The sequence below is a fragment of the Peribacillus sp. Aquil_B1 genome (genome assembly GCF_022603275.1).
Classification (GTDB): domain Bacteria; phylum Bacillota; class Bacilli; order Bacillales; family DSM-1321; genus Peribacillus.
Map to the genome: position 1 here is coordinate 1,747,133 of NZ_JAKXEE010000001.1, position 18,227 is coordinate 1,765,359.

At 38.2% G+C, this 18,227-nt stretch carries 17 protein-coding genes and 1 pseudogene; 13 read left to right on the forward strand and 5 right to left on the reverse strand.

Features of this window, described 5'->3' with window-relative positions; translation table 11 throughout:
- Positions 1–164 precede the first annotated feature (164 nt).
- Genes wecB through MPH60_RS08720 form a run of 3 tightly spaced genes read left to right on the forward strand, consistent with a single transcriptional unit; the run spans position 165 to position 3,085 of the window.
- Positions 165–1,256 (forward strand): non-hydrolyzing UDP-N-acetylglucosamine 2-epimerase, encoded by a 1,092-nt coding sequence (gene wecB / locus MPH60_RS08710; protein ID WP_241590946.1) that lies wholly within the window; start codon positions 165–167, stop codon positions 1,254–1,256.
- Positions 1,249–2,235: a polysaccharide biosynthesis protein gene (locus MPH60_RS08715; protein ID WP_241590944.1), complete on the forward strand. Its 987-nt coding sequence runs from the start codon at positions 1,249–1,251 to the stop codon at positions 2,233–2,235. Before wecB ends, MPH60_RS08715 begins: the two co-directional genes overlap by 8 nt.
- 1 nt (position 2,236) lies before the next feature.
- The gene (locus MPH60_RS08720; RefSeq protein WP_241590942.1) at positions 2,237–3,085 is read left to right on the forward strand and encodes a dTDP-4-dehydrorhamnose reductase family protein; all 849 of its coding nucleotides are present in this window, start codon (positions 2,237–2,239) and stop codon (positions 3,083–3,085) included.
- A gap of 552 nt (positions 3,086–3,637) precedes the next feature.
- Here MPH60_RS08720 and MPH60_RS08725 read toward each other — a convergent pair.
- From MPH60_RS08725 to MPH60_RS08735, 3 genes are all read right to left on the reverse strand, one after another.
- Positions 3,638–4,552 carry an NAD-dependent epimerase/dehydratase family protein gene (locus tag MPH60_RS08725; RefSeq protein ID WP_241615814.1) on the reverse strand — a complete coding sequence of 305 codons (915 nt, stop codon included), beginning with the start codon at positions 4,550–4,552 and terminating at the stop codon, positions 3,638–3,640.
- Between the two features lie 152 nt (positions 4,553–4,704).
- Positions 4,705–5,925: a glycosyltransferase family 4 protein gene (locus MPH60_RS08730; RefSeq protein ID WP_241590938.1), complete on the reverse strand. Its 1,221-nt coding sequence runs from the start codon at positions 5,923–5,925 to the stop codon at positions 4,705–4,707.
- Between the two features lie 238 nt (positions 5,926–6,163).
- Entirely contained in the window at positions 6,164–6,604 is a 441-nt protein-coding gene (locus MPH60_RS08735) for a hypothetical protein (RefSeq protein ID WP_241590937.1), read from the reverse strand.
- A 528-nt stretch (positions 6,605–7,132) separates the two neighbouring features.
- Here MPH60_RS08735 and MPH60_RS08740 point away from each other — a divergent pair.
- Genes MPH60_RS08740 through MPH60_RS08750 form a run of 3 tightly spaced genes read left to right on the forward strand, consistent with a single transcriptional unit; the run spans position 7,133 to position 9,574 of the window.
- On the forward strand, positions 7,133–8,038 hold the full coding sequence (locus MPH60_RS08740) for an NAD-dependent epimerase/dehydratase family protein (RefSeq protein ID WP_241590935.1): 906 nt from the start codon (positions 7,133–7,135) through the stop codon (positions 8,036–8,038).
- 57 nt (positions 8,039–8,095) lie between these two features.
- The gene (locus MPH60_RS08745) at positions 8,096–8,809 is read left to right on the forward strand and encodes a glycosyltransferase family 2 protein (RefSeq protein WP_241590933.1); all 714 of its coding nucleotides are present in this window, start codon (positions 8,096–8,098) and stop codon (positions 8,807–8,809) included.
- A gap of 39 nt (positions 8,810–8,848) precedes the next feature.
- Positions 8,849–9,574, forward strand: a complete 726-nt coding sequence (locus MPH60_RS08750; RefSeq protein WP_241590931.1) for a sulfotransferase family 2 domain-containing protein — start codon at positions 8,849–8,851, stop codon at positions 9,572–9,574.
- Positions 9,575–9,641: 67 nt separating this feature from the next.
- On the opposite strand, the gene MPH60_RS08755 is transcribed toward MPH60_RS08750, so the two are convergent.
- Positions 9,642–10,721, reverse strand: coding sequence for a glycosyltransferase family 4 protein (locus MPH60_RS08755; RefSeq protein ID WP_241590929.1), 1,080 nt, complete (start codon positions 10,719–10,721; stop codon positions 9,642–9,644).
- 302 nt (positions 10,722–11,023) lie between these two features.
- Between MPH60_RS08755 and MPH60_RS08760 the strand changes: the two genes are divergently transcribed.
- The 7 genes and pseudogenes from MPH60_RS08760 to MPH60_RS08795 all read left to right on the forward strand — a co-directional run bounded on the left by MPH60_RS08760 (position 11,024) and on the right by MPH60_RS08795 (position 17,095).
- Entirely contained in the window at positions 11,024–11,743 is a 720-nt protein-coding gene (locus MPH60_RS08760; protein ID WP_241590927.1) for a glycosyltransferase family 2 protein, read from the forward strand.
- Between the two features lie 325 nt (positions 11,744–12,068).
- Positions 12,069–12,941 (forward strand): sulfite exporter TauE/SafE family protein, encoded by an 873-nt coding sequence (locus MPH60_RS08765; protein ID WP_241590925.1) that lies wholly within the window; start codon positions 12,069–12,071, stop codon positions 12,939–12,941.
- 12 nt (positions 12,942–12,953) lie between these two features.
- The gene (gene cysC / locus MPH60_RS08770; RefSeq protein ID WP_241590923.1) at positions 12,954–13,550 is read left to right on the forward strand and encodes an adenylyl-sulfate kinase; all 597 of its coding nucleotides are present in this window, start codon (positions 12,954–12,956) and stop codon (positions 13,548–13,550) included.
- Positions 13,551–13,618: 68 nt separating this feature from the next.
- Positions 13,619–14,797, forward strand: coding sequence for a sulfate adenylyltransferase (sat, locus tag MPH60_RS08775; RefSeq protein WP_241590921.1), 1,179 nt, complete (start codon positions 13,619–13,621; stop codon positions 14,795–14,797).
- 17 nt (positions 14,798–14,814) lie between these two features.
- A pseudogene (locus tag MPH60_RS08780) lies at positions 14,815–15,185 on the forward strand (zinc-binding dehydrogenase); the annotation flags it as partial.
- Positions 15,186–15,980: 795 nt separating this feature from the next.
- The gene (locus MPH60_RS08790) at positions 15,981–16,541 is read left to right on the forward strand and encodes an HPP family protein (protein ID WP_241590919.1); all 561 of its coding nucleotides are present in this window, start codon (positions 15,981–15,983) and stop codon (positions 16,539–16,541) included.
- Between the two features lie 326 nt (positions 16,542–16,867).
- Positions 16,868–17,095 carry a hypothetical protein gene (locus MPH60_RS08795; protein ID WP_241590917.1) on the forward strand — a complete coding sequence of 76 codons (228 nt, stop codon included), beginning with the start codon at positions 16,868–16,870 and terminating at the stop codon, positions 17,093–17,095.
- A gap of 210 nt (positions 17,096–17,305) precedes the next feature.
- Here the strand turns inward: MPH60_RS08795 and MPH60_RS08800 are convergent, their stop codons facing one another.
- Positions 17,306–18,220, reverse strand: coding sequence for a DMT family transporter (locus MPH60_RS08800; RefSeq protein ID WP_241590916.1), 915 nt, complete (start codon positions 18,218–18,220; stop codon positions 17,306–17,308).
- Positions 18,221–18,227 lie beyond the last annotated feature (7 nt).

Sequence of the window (18,227 nt, forward strand, 5' to 3'; positions counted from 1 at the left end):
TAAACTTAGCCTTGGCCAGAGTTGGACGTGCAGTCTATAAAGGCGGGTATTTTTTAAATAGACCGAAATCTAATAGGTTAGCCTATATCAATAGGATTGGCAGTGCATACAATAAAGGGTAGACGGAGAGGCCATATACCAGAAAAGAGTAAGGAGTGCAAATCGTGAAAGTAATGACCATCTTAGGGACTCGACCTGAAATCATCAGATTAAGTCTCATTATAAAGAAATTGGATCAGTATGCTGATTCACATATTCTAGTACACACCGGGCAAAATTTCACTACATCCTTAAGCGAAATATTCTTCCAACAGTTACAGGTAAGGAAACCCGATTATGTCTTGCTGAATCAACAGAAAACACTCGGCGAACAGTTATCGGCCATCTTTAAGAATTTAGAGACCATCCTATTAAAAGAAAAGCCAGACAAAGTATTAGTGTTGGGGGATACGAACTCCGGGCTCAGCTCCATCTTAGCAGAAAGACTGGGAATACCCGTCATTCATATGGAAGCAGGGAACCGTTGCTTTGACCTGGAAGTGCCTGAGGAGAAAAATCGAAAGATCATTGATGCTGTATCAAGCTTGAATTTACCTTACACTCCTCAAAGTAAAGAGAATCTTCTGAAAGAAGGTATCCCCAGCAAAAGGATATATTTATCGGGAAACCCTATTTACGAAGTTTTGAATCATTACAACAATGAGATCGAGCAAAGTGGAATTTTGGACAAAATGAATTTGAAAAAGGAGGATTATTTCCTCGTAACTGCCCATCGAGCCGAAAATGTTGATTATGAAGACCGTTTGATGGAAATTATGAAAGGCATTAATTTGGTTGCCGAAACCTATCAAAAAAGAATCATATGCAGCTTACATCCCCGGACAAAATCCCGCATAGAACTCAGTCCCAATTTAGATGTACATCCACTAATTGAATTCCATGAGCCATTTGGTTTCTTCGACTTCGTTAAGCTTGAAAAAAGCGCTTTTTGTGTGCTGACTGACAGCGGAACCGTCCAAGAGGAGTGTTGCTTGTTCCATGTTCCTGCGGTTACGATCAGAAAAACTACGGAAAGGCCTGAAACAATTGAGTCAGGCAGCAATATGTTATCAGGAATTAATGCTAAACAAATTGTCAATTGTGTGAAGGTTATGGTTAACCAGCAAAAAGACTGGACTTTTCCAGAAGGCTACGACCATAAAAACGTTTCAGATAAAGTGCTTAAAATAATACTGGGAGGCCATGAAATTGATTAAGAATCGAACAATTTTGGTAACGGGCGGTACAGGCTCATGGGGATATGAATTGGTAAGGCAGCTATTGGATTTTGAACCGAGTGAAATACGGATTTTCTCAAGAAATGAATCCAATCAATTCACCATGAAACAAGAGTTTGATAATAATCCGAAATTGCATTTTATTATCGGAGACATAAAAGAGAAGGAAGCTTTATTGGAAGCTTGCCAAGGCGTTGATTATATTTTCCACTTGGCTGCATTAAAGCATGTTCCTGTATGTGAAGATCAACCCATTGAAGCATTGAAGACGAATGTAATCGGAACACAGAATGTAATAGAGGCAGCTATAAGCTGTAATGTGCATTCTGTTGTGAATATATCTACAGACAAGGCTTCGAATCCATCCAATTTTTATGGTCTATCAAAAGCGATGGCGGAAAGACTGATCATACATGCTAATACATTAAACACGAAAACTAGATTCGTATGTATCCGCGGTGGAAATGTCATGGGTACGAATGGAAGCGTCATTCATGTATTCAAAAAGCAAATCAAGGAAAAGGGAAAAATTGGCATAACGGACTTGAATATGACAAGGTTCTTTCTAACCATTCAAGAAGCGATAAAATTGGTATTCAAGGCTACTTTTGAAAGTGTCGGCGGAGAAATTTTCGTGATGAAAATGCCTTCCTGTAAAATTATTGACTTAGCTGAAGTGTTGATAGAAGCATCTGGAAAAACAAATGTAGGTGTAGATGTCCTAGGCATCCGTCCTGGTGAAAAACTCCATGAGATTCTGCTTTCAGAATATGAAAGCACAACGGCGATTGCCTATGACGATGAGTATTATGTCATATTGCCAGCGATTCACATAGATGGGATAAAAGAACATTATTCTAAATATCAGCCAGTTAGTTTAGAAGACTATAACTCTGGAACAGGACTAATGGATAAAGCCCAAATTGAGGAAATGTTAAAGAATGGGGGCTTTATTTAACATGAAGGTACTAGTCCTTGGTGGACAAGGGATGGCAGGCCATGTAATAAAGGAGTATTTTACACAGGACCCTAAGTATCAGGTGACCTATACGTCAAGAGATCCGAATGATAAAAAGGGACTATATCTGGATGTAACTGATGTAACGAGTCTAGAGGAAATCATGGATAAAGTTAAACCTGACATTACGATTAATTGCATCGGCATTTTAAATGAGCATGCTAGCGATAATACGAAGCTCGCTTTTCAGGTTAATAGTGTCTTTCCCCATCAGCTTGTTAAATTGACTGAACGCAATAATGGAAAATTGATTCATATCAGTACAGATTGTGTATTTTCAGGGTTAAAAGGTGATTATACGGAAGATGATGTACCCGACAGTTCCACAATTTATGGCCAATCAAAACATTTGGGAGAAATCATTAGTGATAAACATTTGACTATACGAACCTCCATAATCGGGCCGGAGCTAAAAGAAAATGGAATTGGTTTATTTCTTTGGTTCATGAAGCAAAAGGGAGAAATAAAAGGATACGAAAAAGTGCTATGGAATGGTGTAACGACTCTCGAGCTGGCTAAGGCACTGGATACGATGATCCAAAAGAACATTACTGGGTTATATCATCTTGGTTCAGATGAAAAAATCTCAAAAGCGGCCTTATTGACATTGATACAGAAAATCTTCAAGAAAACCGATGTGGAAATCATTCCTGATTCATTTATTAATTTAGATCGAACCATTAAAAATACAAGAAATGATTTTCAATACAAAATGCCTACTTACGAAGAAATGTTGGTGGAATTAAGAGATTGGATGAAGAAAAAGGAAGAAAACAAGTCGATTGGTTGAATGGGGTAATCCATTCGTCACCAAAAAACTAGATTTCGTTCAGACTGAAAATGGTCAGCTATGCTATGTAAAGACCTCTTCGTGTAGGAAACTTCGCATCGCTTTGGATGAGAAAAGTTCGATCCAAACAATGTAAAAAGTTTACTATCCGAGAGGACTTTTTCTTTTAAAAACAAAAAAGTAATTTTGAAGGTGGCATTACCTAAAGCCGTTGAGTTTTTAAGTGGAAAAGGCTTCTTTGTGAAAGCGCTATCATTTTATTGACTTTTAATAAATAGAGTAATTCTTCAGAAATAGTTTAACTTATGAATACTGGACGAAGGATGTTAAAAGAACATCGTTTCGATAGAAAACTTTTTAGAAACGGTCCAAAATAAATGACCACTGATATTCTCCCGAAAATTTAGGTTTTCGGGAGAAATGATAGATTAAAAATGCAACCTTTTTTAGTGCGTCTTTAATTTTGATTGCAGCGTCGGTTTGAGGTGTAAAGGAGATCCATACACAATGTGGTAGTGGTTTTAAAGGGGAAGATGGGGAATATCATTGTAACTACTTCTTACTCGAGAAGGAATAGGTTTCGGATAACCCTTGGAAAATATCAGTCTTTGGATACCAATTCAGTGATTGCCGTGCTTTCCTGTTATCAAGGCAGCTGTGTTTGATATCTCCTGTTCTTGCGGCTGAATGGAGTGTACTCACTTTTGAACCATGAATTTGTGTGAGCATTTCCAATAGTTGATTTACTGATGTTTTCTGTGCAGTGCTGACCTGGATCGTTTCTTGATTACCACGATTCACCGAAGCGATGTTAGCATGCACTATATCTTTCACATATATAAAATCACGAGTTTGTTCACCATCACCGTGAATGCTTAAAGGCATTCCTTTTTTGAGTTTTTCCAAAAAGACTGCGACGACTCCGCCTTCGCCTTTTGCGGTTTGTCTCGGCCCATAAACGTTTCCATAACGGAGAATCGTATAGGGGAGCCCATATAACTGATGAAACAGGCGGATATATGATTCGGCAGTCAGTTTTGATAATCCATAATAAGAAATGGGTCCTGTCGGGTCATCTTCGGAAATCAGTTCTCTCTGTAAATTGCCATAAACTCCTGAGGTTGAAGAAAAGATCAGTTTACTTACAGAGGATTCATGACAAGCCCGAAGAATATTAATAGTTCCATTAATGTTCACATCAGCATCATATTGGGGTTCAATTATGGAACGGCTCACATCAGCTTGTGCAGCCAAATGGAAAACGACATCCGGCTTTTCCCTCGCGATGATTTGAACAGCTGCCTCACTGCATATATCTTCAGTATGAATGATGGCATTTGGATGTACATATTCTTTGTGTCCGGATATCATGTTATCCAATACATGTACCTCGGCTCCATTTAAGATAAGTTCTTCAACGAGATGGGAACCGATGAACCCAGCCCCTCCTGTCACGATAGCCTTCATGCATCATGCTCCTCTTATATGTTTTTAGTATTGTATGTTATACGGCCAAAAATGGCCTAAACAGGTACCTAGCATTGCCAAAAAAGAAAGGAAAAAGGAAAAAAGAGAAAAGTGCTGACGCAATCAAAGCGGTCAGCACTTTTCGATGGACATCAATTATTTCTCTTTTTGCAAAGTGCGTTTTCATATACATTTAGCACTTTTTGAACGGCTTTATCGGGTGACCAATGATCGATCCCCCACTTTTGGGCATTTAATCCAAGGTTTTTCAAATAGGATTCATTCTCCAATAAGTAATTGATATGCGTGGTCAACATCTGTTCATCCCCCGCAGGTGATAATACACCTGTAATTCCATGTTCGATGATTTCGGGCACTCCTCCCACATCACTGGCAATGACTGCTTTTCCGGAAATTTGCGCTTCAATAACAGACAACGGCTGATTTTCCATCAAGGTTGGAAGAACGAAGATATCCGAAAGAGATAACAAATAAGGAACATCATCCCGCCTTCCCATAAAAATCACATCACTTTCCAAGCCCTCGGCTTTGCTTTTGTTTTTCAACTCGATTTCTTTGGGACCATCCCCAACAATCCAGCAAACCCAATCATCTCTTTTTCTTTTTAGTTCTGAGAGTGCGCCTAGCAAATGATGCACCCCTTTAAACTCATTCAGGCGACCTGTATAGATAATCACTTTTTTATCAGTTGGGCGTTGGATGTCGGTTTTTTCGTCGACTCGCTTCATGAAGGATTCGATGTCATATCCATAGTGAAAAACACTAAGTTGTTCTTTCGGCACTTGAAATTCATCCGTTAATATATTTCTCATCCATTCATTGGCTACGATCGTAAAGTCAGCCGAGGTCGCACCTTCATATTCGAGTCGGTTAAAATAATCACAACCTTGTTTTGCGTAGCTTTTATTTAGCGTATTGGAGCTGTAGTGCGCGCTCCTTAGCTCGTGAGCGACACAACCATGAAGGGTAGCGACCAGAGCAGTTTTTTCGGATCGTATCCGGTTAATGCAGACTGTCGAAAATATATCTTGTGTATGAATGACATCATATTTTTCCAAACCTAAATTATTAGCTGCTAACTGAAAAAAATCACACTTTGAGGCATAATAAGCAATCACTGGATCACTATGGAGGGGTGAATCTTGTTGTTCCATTAATACTTCTGGAGGCAGTGAATCCCTATCTACCCTACGATTTTCGTTAATGATATGAACATATTCATGGTTTTCACCATAGCTTAGAAAATCGACCTCATGACCAAGAGTTACAAGCTTTTCCTTTAATTGCTGCATATAGTTCCATACACCGCCAACATGTGGTGTTACCCAAAAAGTGGCAAGTAATATTTTCACGGTAATCTCCCCTTATCATGCTTTTGATACTCCATTTTAAGTTATCTCTTTATAACTATTCGGGGAAAAAATGATGCTATAGACGAATCACATGTGTTTATGTAGCTTATTTAAGGGATTTCCAAGTTATTTGAATATCATTTCATAAAAAAAGTGCGAGTACTTGTCCACTCAAGAAGCACTCGCCGTCAATATAAAGAAGGGTAAATTAATTATTCTTCATTGCCCTTAGAAGTATTTAGTTGGAAAAAGCAGCTGCGTAAAAGCTTTCTGGGCCAGTACGAGTCGGTGCGACGACAATTCCGCCAGGTATACTTATGAACGATTGATATACTAAAAAGTTATTAGGGGAGGGTGGATTAAAGTCCGCTCCTGCAAGGGTGATTAACGTTTCGGAGGCAACACCTAAACCTGCAACGGGTAATGTTAGCTGTGCTGAATAAACGAGTACTCGTCCTACGCCTGTCCCTCTATAAATTTCAATGTTGACAGGAGTTAATATAGCAGCTAGAGAGCTAAGAGTTGCGGTGAAAGTGAATTCCACCCGAAGGTTCGGTCCAGCACCCGTAGTATTAAGGCCCAATGTTCCGAAGAGTGCAGGTGTAGCGGTAACCGGAACCGAGATGGAATCCCGATAACTTGCATTCTGCGAGGTTTGTGCATCTAAAAATTTTCCCAAATTATAACACCTCTTTTTGTTGGAATACTCTAACATATTAATTTGAGAAGGTTTTTGTATAGACAAGTTATTCATGATATGAATATTTTTATCTAAAAGTATATTTGGCATTTCCCTGTTGCAGCATATTGACCCATTATGTACAACCCTTCTGTAAAATCCACTTCCTAAATATCCCTATATATGGAAACGGATACTCCCACATTATCCCCTCAAAAAAAGTCCAGCATTTTAAGATATTGTTCATCCTTAAGTGTAAGCCCTTTTGACGGTAGATGTGAGAGCAGCCCATAGCAATAGAGGGGTTTTAACATAGTGTAATAAGAGACTGTGTTTATGATTACTATGGATTTATAAAATAACTGCTAATGGTGATTTTTAGAACTAGTTAAGAGCGATTGTTCCTGCTGACCCAATGTGTCAGAAAAAATACCAGTATATCCGGTATCCTTTTATCAATGAAAATCTGGATAACCTTGAGTTGATTAAAGCGGTTATTAATATCAATAATGATTGGATGAGGAATCAATGAATCAACAAGGGAAATTAATGATCACAGGGGCTAGTGGGTTTACAGGCAGGCATGCATGCGCACACTTCCTGAAATCAGGATTTGATATTACGGCGATTTCAAGAAAAAAGATGAATTTTGATGGTAGGATACATGCAGAATGCTGTGACCTGACAAATGAAAACGATGTAAAGAACCTCATCAAAAGGACCAAACCTCAATACCTTCTTCATTTAGCCGGACAAAACCACGTTGGGGAGTCATGGTCGGAGCCCGTAACGACTCTTGAGGCAAATACCATGTCCACTGCATATTTAATTGATGCAATTCGCAAAGAAAGTCCAACCTGTAAAATGGTGATAGTTGGCTCAGCTCTTCAAATAGATCCTGGTTCAATCTCTTCCATTCCACATCCTTATAGTTTAAGTAAAACACTTCAAGTACTTATAGCACAATCATGGGCAGTTTTATATAACATGGACATCATCATTGCAAAACCATCCAATCTAATTGGACCTGGATTTTCAAATGGGGTATGTTCCATTTTTGCGAAAAAAATCGCAGATATGGAAAGGAAGGGAATGGAAAAGGTCCTTGAGGTCGATAATCCGAATGACCAACGTGATTTTCTGGATGTAAGAGATGCAGTGAGAGCTTATGACTTTCTTTTGAGAAAGGGGCGGTCTGGAGAAACGTATGATGTGGCTTCAGGTAATAATCGTTCTTTAAAAGAAATCATAGAAGGCTATAGGTCGGTAACAACAGGTGATATCAAGGTCAATTCAAAACGAAATGATTTAATCGAAAATAAAGCGGCAATCGACCCTATTAAGCTAGTGAATTTAGGTTGGAAGCCAAATATCCCACTTGAATCATCTTTAATGGACATCCTTGCCTTTCATCGTGACTTAATGGAAAAGTGATAAATCAATTGTAGGAATTTGAAAAAATACACTATTAATTCTTCAGGAGGGTGGGCAATGGAGCCGAAAGTATCAATCATTATTCCGTTTTATAATTGTCCCTATATAGATCACGCCATTCAAAGTGCGCTTGATCAAACATATAAAAATGTAGAGGTCATTGTCGTCGATGACGGATCGACAATTTATACTGAAAAAATCGAGCCGTTCTTGGAACAAATCCGTTATTTAAGAAAAGAGAACGGGGGAACTGCTACGGCATTGAATCATGGGATACGTGCTGCTACGGGAGAATATATCGCTTGGTTAAGCTCGGATGATTATTTTCTTCCTGAAAAGGTGTCACTGCAAATTTCGTTTATGCTCGAACATAATGCTAAGGTGAGTTTTACGAATTTTGATAGTATAAACAAAAATGATGAAGTCATTCTATCTTGGACCGGCGAACGCTTTTCCGATATTGAAAACGGAGTGTACCATGCTTTTTTACTTCGTAATGCCGTGAATGGATGTACTGTCGTTTTGAAGAAAGATGTATTCGATGCGGTTGGTTACTTCAATCCATATCATCGTTATACCCATGATTATGAAATGTGGCTTCGTTTATTGGTAAATGGTTATAAAATGTATTATTTGGATGAAGTCTTAACGAAGTTCAGGATACATGAAGAATCGGGTACAAGCAGATTCCAATCTGAAATGTTAAAAGATATTCTTACGATTGAAACCCATTACCGGCCCATTCTCAAAAAAAATTTAAAGAACCTATAGTGCATGATTTTTTTTATAACTAGAAATGGAGGAATCATTATGTCTGAAGGTCTTCTCGATATATTTATGCATATCCCCAAAACAGGTGGAACGACTTTAAATGAAATATTTAAAAAACAATACAAGCTTAACGAAATATTTGATCATGACTCATTTCAAATGAAAATGATGAAAATGGACGAATTAACAGAAGCGGAAAAGAGGAATATCAAAGCGATTACAGGTCATTATTTCTATGGGGTACATCAGGAGTTTTCACGGCCATTCAATTATTTTACGATGTTACGTGACCCGGTAGACCGTGTCATTTCTTCCTATTATTTTTTGAAGGATTATCCTGGCTATGAAATGGTAAAAGACATGACCTTGGAGGAGTTTGTAGTCAAAGGGCCTGAAGCACCCAATTTACAAACATTGATGGTATGTGGCAGCCAGGAAATACCTGACATTGAAAAAGCTAAGGGAAACTTAAAGACATTTGCTGTGGTGGGAGTTACTGAGTTGTTCAATGAAACACTTTTTTGCTTAAAAAAGGAATATGCCTGGGGGGATATCCATTATACAAGAAAAAATATTACTAAAAATCGCTTGACCAAAAAAGAAGTGCCATCGGACTTAATTAACTTGATTAGAAAATATAACGCATTGGATTTGGAATTATATGATTTTGCTAAAAAACTTCTTTACGAAAAACTTCAATCACTTACAGTAGACGAGCAAAAGCAATTGGAAAAATTCCAAATGGAACAGAGCGCCTCAAACTAGTTCCTCATATGACAGTCCCCGATAAATTAAGAAATCGCCGGAATGGAAAAATTCCGGCGGTTTCTTTTCACTTGGAATCTATTCCTAAGGACTCTAGCATATTGATGAAGTTTTGAGCATACAAATCAGGACTAAAATGAGTTTTGACGTGCTCAAGGGCATTTGACCGGATGCTTTCCCTTAATGTCTGGTTATTCATTAATTCCTTTGCCTCCCTGACTGCATTATCGATATTTCCTAAAGAATAAAACTTCCCCGTTCGATTATGAATGATTGAACTCCTTACCCCATCTGAATCCGTCGTCAGCACAGGGCATCTGCAGCTCATCGCTTCAAGGAGTGCATAAGGGGCACCTTCAACTTTTGAAGTGGAACATAAAAATCCTCCGGAATCCCCAATTTCCGAGAAAAAATCAGCCATTTGGGAATTTGGGACATTTGAATGCAAAGTAAGCTTTGAGCTTAAATTTAACCGTTTTATTAATTTATTGAATTTATCTCTTTCGATAGGGTCACTTAAGGTAGGATCTTCGAACATAAGTAATTGTATTTTCGGATTATGATTGTTAATTAGTTGATAACCGATCTTGAGGAATTCACTCCAATTTTTATTATCTTCGATCCTTCCTATCCAAGCCACTTTTCGATAGCCATCTAAAGGTGTGGGTTTGTAGCAGAATTGATTTGTATCAAAGCAATTATTAAAACTGAACTTTGGGAACGTTGGGTAAAGTTCATCTAATAATTGCATGATATGAGGAGTCTTTGGGTTAAGGAACCCATCTGCATGGGCATTGACATCTGGGATGGCATTTGAAAGAGCCGATCTTGCCACATTTTTTGGACCGTAACCCTGGATTTCGATAATCATCTTTCCTTTATACCCCATGGACCTGAATCTCGGTAAAGTTTTGAAATCTGAAACGACAACGATAGCGGAATAATCTCCATCTTCCAAAATTTTTTGGATTTCAGCATCATCATTCGTAATAAAAGTTGGGGCACTGTGGTCATTCAAGAAATTCCTTCTGTTATCATAATATAGATAATGAGCATCGATACCGTATTCTTTTAGTGCGGCAAATCGTTGCCGATTTAATGTTTCCACTCCACCACTTGGAACATAAAAAACAAACAATATATTCATTATTCCCCTCCTTAAAAATAATGGAGCATCAGGTTTCATACTTAGGTTGGATTTACCTTTCCAGGCAACAGTCATCACAAATCGATCCATTTTGAATGGATGTGTCAAAGAGCCTTGTAATATACGTATGATTAACTAATTGGATTTATAGCCGTTTTAATTTGGAATGACTCGTTTGGGAATAGTTCATAACTTAATAAGTGTGAAATAAATATTAAAAGGAAAATGAATGATTCATTATGAAACGGATAGCCCTTGATGCTTACGGAATACATGGTAATCAATTGAAAGGCGGTTCATAAATGTCTAAAGTATCGATTATTGTTCCATTCTATAATTGTCCATATATCGATAAAGCTTTGGAAAGCTTGTTCAACCAAACCTACAAGAATATGGAGATTATCGTAGTCAATGACGGTTCTACATTATATTCAGAAAAAATCGATCCGTTTCTGGATAAAATAATATATATCAAAAAGGAAAATGGGGGAACGGCCAGTGCATTGAATACCGGCATCAAACATGCAACAGGTGATTATATATGCTGGCTTAGTTCAGATGACATTTTTAACCCTGAGAAGACAGAGATTCAGTTGAAAGCAATGGAAAGGGAAGATGCATGTTTCAGTTATACTAGTTATTACTGCATTGATGATAATGGAGAAATCATTACTCCGATTATAGGGATATTCCCACCTAATCAGCTTGAACTTATTAAAGCAATGATCCGAGGAAATATTATTAATGGCTGCTCGGTCATGATTCACAGAAAGGTATTTGAGCTCATCGGAGTATTTGATGAGTCGCTTCTATACACACATGATTATGATTTATGGTTGCGGATCCTGCAAAATTTCAAATTTCACTTTGTGCCTCAACCGCTATTACTATATAGGATTCATACAGAAATGGGCTCTAAAAAGTATGAAGGACGCATTAAAATGGAAAATAGGCTGGTGGTTAATCGACATCATGCCAAAATGAAAAAATTATTGGTAAATGAACTTAGGAAACAACAATAGGTGAGCATGATGTAAAGGAGGTCCCTGTGTTTATAAAACAGGGGCTTCTTTAGTTGTTGGAAGGGCCTGTCTTTCTTACGGGACCTCGGGGTGGCCAAATGAAATTTCCAATTTCATATATGAGTCTATAACATACATAAAGCTATTTGCATATCTTATAGAAATCATTTATTTTCCTTAATAAAAAGGGACTGTCACCAATAAAAGCTTATGTCAGGAAGGGCTTCATTGCGTTAATCGACAGTGGACGAGCGTCAGTGCATTGGTTGGTAACAAGGGACAACAGGTACGTTATAAAAAAAGGAATGCTTTGTAGGAGGAGAAAATGAGAAAACTCATTATATTTGCGTTTATCGGATTTCTGGCTCAGCTGATCGATGGTTCATTAGGTATGGCATATGGGGTTACATCCACATCGATGTTGCTGACATTCGGAATCGCACCGGCAGTGGCCTCTGCATCCGTTCATCTATCAGAAGTCGTGACAACGGCCGCATCAGGCATTTCACATATGAAGTTCGGGAATGTCGACCGCCAGGCCCTTTTCAAATTAATCATACCTGGATCTATCGGGGCATTTGCAGGAGCGTGCTTTTTAAGTAACTTACCTGGTGATCTGATAAAGCCATACATTTCGATATTTCTGCTGATTCTTGGTGTGTATGTACTTTTCCGCTTTTTAAGAACGTCTAAGACAAAAAGTGAAAAGAAATCAATTAATCTTACAAGAAAAAAATCGATCACCTTGGGATTGATAGCGGGCTTCGCAGATGCAACGGGTGGGGGCGGTTGGGGCCCTATTACAACTCCAGTCCTATTATCCCAAGACGGTGTTCCTGCCAGAAAAGTGGTTGGTACAGTTGACACGAGTGAGTTTGCAATTGCTGTTTCTGCAACCATAGGGTTTCTCATTGCGTTAGGTTGGCAGGAAGTGAATTGGTTTTGGGTAACCTCCCTGATGGTAGGAGGGATTATTGCTGCCCCGATTGCTGCATGGATCGTTACGAAATTGCCATCTTATTTATTGGGAGTCCTTGTCGGGGGTTTTATCATTTTGACGAATGCTCGAACGCTGCTTGCCACATGGTCTCTTCAGGATCATTGGGTCACCGTCATATATATGCTGATATTGATTGGGTGGGCAGGTTCTTTGGCATTTGTCATCCGGAACAACAAAAAGGGGTTCCATAAAGATTAAAGGGGAGATAGTGTGAGTAAACAGGAGAATATCCATCAACATCCTTTTTCCATTACGAAAGAGCTAAGGCAAGCTCAGCACGGACATAAAAGCTATATTCTTTGGTTTACTGGTTTATCAGGGTCAGGTAAGTCAACCATCGCCAACATGGTCGAGGGAAGACTGCATGAGATGGGAATTTCGACATATATTTTGGATGGAGACAATCTGCGGAATGGATTAAATGAAGACCTTGGTTTCAGCTCTGGTGACCGTAAAGAGAATATAAGGCGAATCGGAGAAGTCTCCAAATTATTTGTGGATAGCGGAATAGTAGTGTTGGCCACTTTCATTTCACCTTATGCGAGTGACAGGGAGGAAGTAAGAAAAAAAGTACAACAGGATGAGTTTATTGAGATTTATGTAAAGTGTCCCATCGAAGCCTGCGAGAAACGGGATCCCAAAGGATTGTACAAGAAAGCTAGAAGTGGGGAAATCTCCTCCTTCACAGGCGTTTCGGCTCCATATGAAGAACCGGAAAATCCGGAGATACTAATTGAAACCAGTCAATACACCATTGAAGAATGTGTGCAGCAGGTCATGAGTTATTTAAAGGACAATGGTCTTTAATATCGATATGGCCGAATTTGATAAAGAGAATATGAAACAAACCAAATCTAATGATTGAGGGGTTATAAATGAAGGTTCAAAGAACCAGTATCGATCCACATGGCGGGAAATTGATTCAACGTGAATTATCAGGAAATGACCGTGTGGAATACTTGGAAAAGTGTAAATCCTTATCGTCCCTGACCATCTCGAAATGGAATGTTTCCGATCTGGAAATGATTTCAAACGGTGCGTTCAGCCCGCTTGTTGGATTCATGGGAAAAGAGGATTACCGAAGTGTCATTAAGGATATGCATCTGGCAAATGGCTTGCCATGGACGATACCGATCACTCTTCCTGTCACGAAGGATGAGGCAAGTCGGCTGAACATCGGCGATGAGGTCGCTTTATACAGTGATGACGGTGAACTTGCTGGTATCATACAGGTGGAAGAAATGTTTGAATACGATAAACTGGAGGAAGCAAAACTCGTATATAAAACTGACGATCCCGATCACCCGGGGGTTAAAAAGCTGTTTGGACAAGGGGATATCTATGTTGCCGGACCCATTTATTTAATAAATAGGTCATCGCATGGGCCATTCGGGGAATTTCATATGAGCCCTTCCGAAACGAGAAAGGTGTTCACGGATTTAGGTTGGAATACTATTGTCGGTTTTCAAACGAGGAACCCAGTACACCGTGCACATGAATACTTGCAAAAAACAGCATTGGAAACCGTTGATGGACTATTATTGCATCCTCTTGTCGGTGAAACGAAAAAAGATGATATACCTGCGGATGTTCGTATGGAAAGCTATCAAGCCTTACTAAATGGCTACTATCCAATGGATAGGGTTTTACTTGCCATATACCCAGCAGCAATGCGCTATGCAGGGCCTAGGGAAGCAGTATTTCATGCAATTGTTCGAAAGAATTATGGGTGCACACATTTTATTGTCGGCCGAGATCATGCGGGTGTAGGCAATTATTATGGCACATATGATGCCCAAGAAATCTTTAGCCAGTTTGATCCGCTGAAAATTGGCATAAAACCTCTTTTCTTTGAACATAGCTTTTACTGCAAAAAATGTTTGAATATGGCTTCCCTGAAAACATGCCCCCATAAAGATGAAGACAGGTTTATATTAAGCGGGACCAAAGTCAGGGAAATGCTGCGGAACGGTCTTGTCCCGCCACTTGAATTTACACGTCCAGAAGTGGCTGAAGTTCTTATTAGAGGCATGAAGATAAATGAAGGCGAGTAAGCTATTGGAAACGCGGGGAGACCTATGATGGTATTTTTGAAGCGGTAAACAAGAGTCCGATTTCAGCTTGTATGAAATCGCTGAAGAAGGACGGAACTTATCTAAATGTCGCCAAGCCGTTACCCGGCGTTCGAATGCTATGGACTAAATTGACAACAGGCAAGAAGCTGATATTGAGCCAAAATTCCCCTGAAACCCCAGAAGCTCTAAACTTCCTCAAAGAACTTGTTGAAGCGGGGAAGTTAGTAGTGGTCATTGACAGATATTATGAGTTTGAAGAAATGGTTCAAGCCCATAAATATGTAGAGAAGGACACAAGATGGGAAATGTCGTCATGAAATTGGAACATAATGACAAATCCGAAAAAATGAAACATGGTAAGTTTTAATAAAGCTAAGGGATGCGTTAATCATAAGGTTAGCCGGTTTATACTGGTTGATCTTTTTTTAAAATGGAAGTCTGATATATGTCAGGGCAGTACGTACGGTGTTAACGAGGTGTGCCTCTGGAAAGATATAGATCTAGTTTTAGCAAAGGGGGTGGAAAAATGCTCCAATATTAGAGACAAAACGGTTCGGCTTGAGAGAATTGGCTGAAGGGGATGCATTGGATTTATTAAAATGTTTTTCAATCCAGATGTATTATGATATTATGGGCAACCTCCATTAACAAATACGGATCAGGTGAAGCAAATCATTACGAATTTTTCAAAGACTTTCGTTGAAAAACCTTGTATTAAGTGGGGAATTGAAAGGAACGGATGGCATTTTTGGAACGATTGGATTTCAAGAATGATTCCATGAACATAAGAGAGCAGAACTGAGCTATGGTTTTAAATAGCTTGATATAACGCGTATTGGAGCAATTGTTTGTATTGAAAATAAAGCATCCAATAAGCTGCTGACAAATTTAGGCTTCAAAAAAGAAGGGAGATTGAGAGATTATATCATTTGATACTACTCCATACTCTTTATCATCGGTAAGGCCTTAATGAATTAACAAAGTACTAGAAACACTCGCGCCATACTCACAGACATAAGGGAAGTTGTTAACTGTTTATGGAAAACAAAAATGAAAATTCAGATATATATTTTAAAATTCATTGTTTTCCTGTAAGATAACAATATATAAAAACCCTGTCGACTTGTCGACTTACTTAGAAAACGCGAGGAAAACATACATTATGGAATTCGAAAAAAGTCTTGAAAAAAGTTGGAGCAATCAACAAAACATAGGTTTAACAGCATATTTAAAGAAAATGAAGGGCGAAGCTAGGGAAAAAGACAGAATAGATTATATGGATTCCCTTGTTTCAGCTATAGGTGGGCTCATTGCTATTATCATGATTAGTTTTATAGCTGTCCATTTAGGATATCCTATGGCATTAGCTCCTCTTGGGGCGAGCTGTGTTATTGTTTTTGGTGCGCATAAAAGTCTCTTGTCTCAACCTCGTAATGTTATTGGAGGACATATTATCTCTACTACATCAGCTCTTATCATTTGGAGCTTCTTTGGTAAAAGCCTGTTCATTATCGGTCTAACATTGGCTATTGTATTGATTATAATGACTTGTACAAAGACTGTTCATCCCCCCGCAGCGGCAAGTGCCCTTGTTTCTATTAATTCTCAAGCTGGTTGGGGATTCCTGATTTCAATTGTAATAGGTACTTTATTATTAGTTTTTATATCGATGATCTATAATAACTTATTTCAAACAAGACAATATCCAAAGCACTGGTTTTAAAAAATTAATATATTAACGGGTGCTACATGTGTGACTGTATTATAGCTCCTCGCTTATTTGATAACTGCTTTACTTCAATAAGCGGGGAGCTGCGCTTTTTTTACTAATAGAATTAAAAAACTTACTTACCATCACATTACATAAAATAACGTATGATAATGATTTGCTATAGCTTGATGGGCAGTGGTAAAATCCCATTAAAAAAGGTGAATGTTCATGTCTGAACCAACAATAGGAGATTCTTATCAAATCAGTTTGCAAAATATTCGCCATCACTCACAGCATATCCATTTAGGAATAGAAATTCTTTTCGTAATTCGGGAGAAGTGGAAGTTATCGTCAATCAAGATTGCTGGCATTTGGCGGAAAATGATCTCCTGCTAATTAATGCTAATGATGGTTCAATAGCCCGTATGGCCAATGAACGGTCCAAAATCAATGGTGCTGCAATAACGATTTGTGAAATCGACAATACAATCGAAGACAGTCTCTTATCTTCATTAAAAAGAGAGATACCGACAATTGACGAAATTGTTTTGGTTCAAACTATGTAAGTACCTATAAAATTATCCAGTTAGCTCGTGATCATATTTTCGCTGATACAGGAAAGCATGGTATGCGAATGCCTTTTGTCTTAAGGGCAAAATTCAAGGAGGAAAACACCAAAAAGAAGGAAGTGCAAAAAAATAACAATTCCATTTGAACAAACGAGCCTGTATCCACTTTGGATCAGGCTTTTTTGTATATTTTAGACTTTGAAAAAATCATGCTTGAATCTGCGATTGTCCAGAATTCTTTTTGAAAATCACCTTCGTTTTAAAATGTGAGAACAAATAACAACCTATAACCACAATACCGCTACCAATTCCTTGTACCCACGTCATTTTTTCACCTAATAATAGAAAGGCTAAAATTGCAGTAAAAATAGGATTGAAATTCAAGAAAATACCTGATGTTGTTGTACCTAGTTTTTGTACACCAATGTTCCAAAGTACCATACATGCTACAGTTGAGATAACGCCTGTATATAAAATAGATTGTATGAAAGAAGTATTTATATTAGACACTGTAAAATTGGAAAAATTAAACGGAAGAAGAACGATAAGTCCAAATATACCAGAATATAATGTAGACATCATGGGTGTTGTTGTTATCATGGCCCATTTGCTACAAACGGAATATATTCCCCAAACGCATACAGCAGCCATCATATATAAATCACCTGAATTAAATCGTAATGAAAGGAGTAGATCAATATTTCCTTTTGAAAGTACAAGTATTACGCCAATAAGCGAAAAAAGCATAGAAAACATTTGTAAAATATTAATTCTTTCTTTTAAAAAGAAGAATGAAAAAATAGCAATTGAAATCATGTTTAATGTTGATATTAATCCAGCATTAGTTGCGGATGTTTTCTCTAATGCTACAAATTGTAATAGGTTAAATAGAACCACACCTGTAATTCCCATCAAAAATAAAGGAAGGATTGCACTTCGAGTAGGGAATATCCTTCTTTCTTTCCACCATACAATTGGCAAAAGACAACTAATAGCAATGATCCACCTTAAACTCGTCAACGTCATCGGAGAAGCATGACCGACAAGCGATTTTCCTACGACAAAGTTTCCACCCCATAATAAACTTGTTAAAAGTAATAACGAAAAATAATAATATTGCATATCTTTT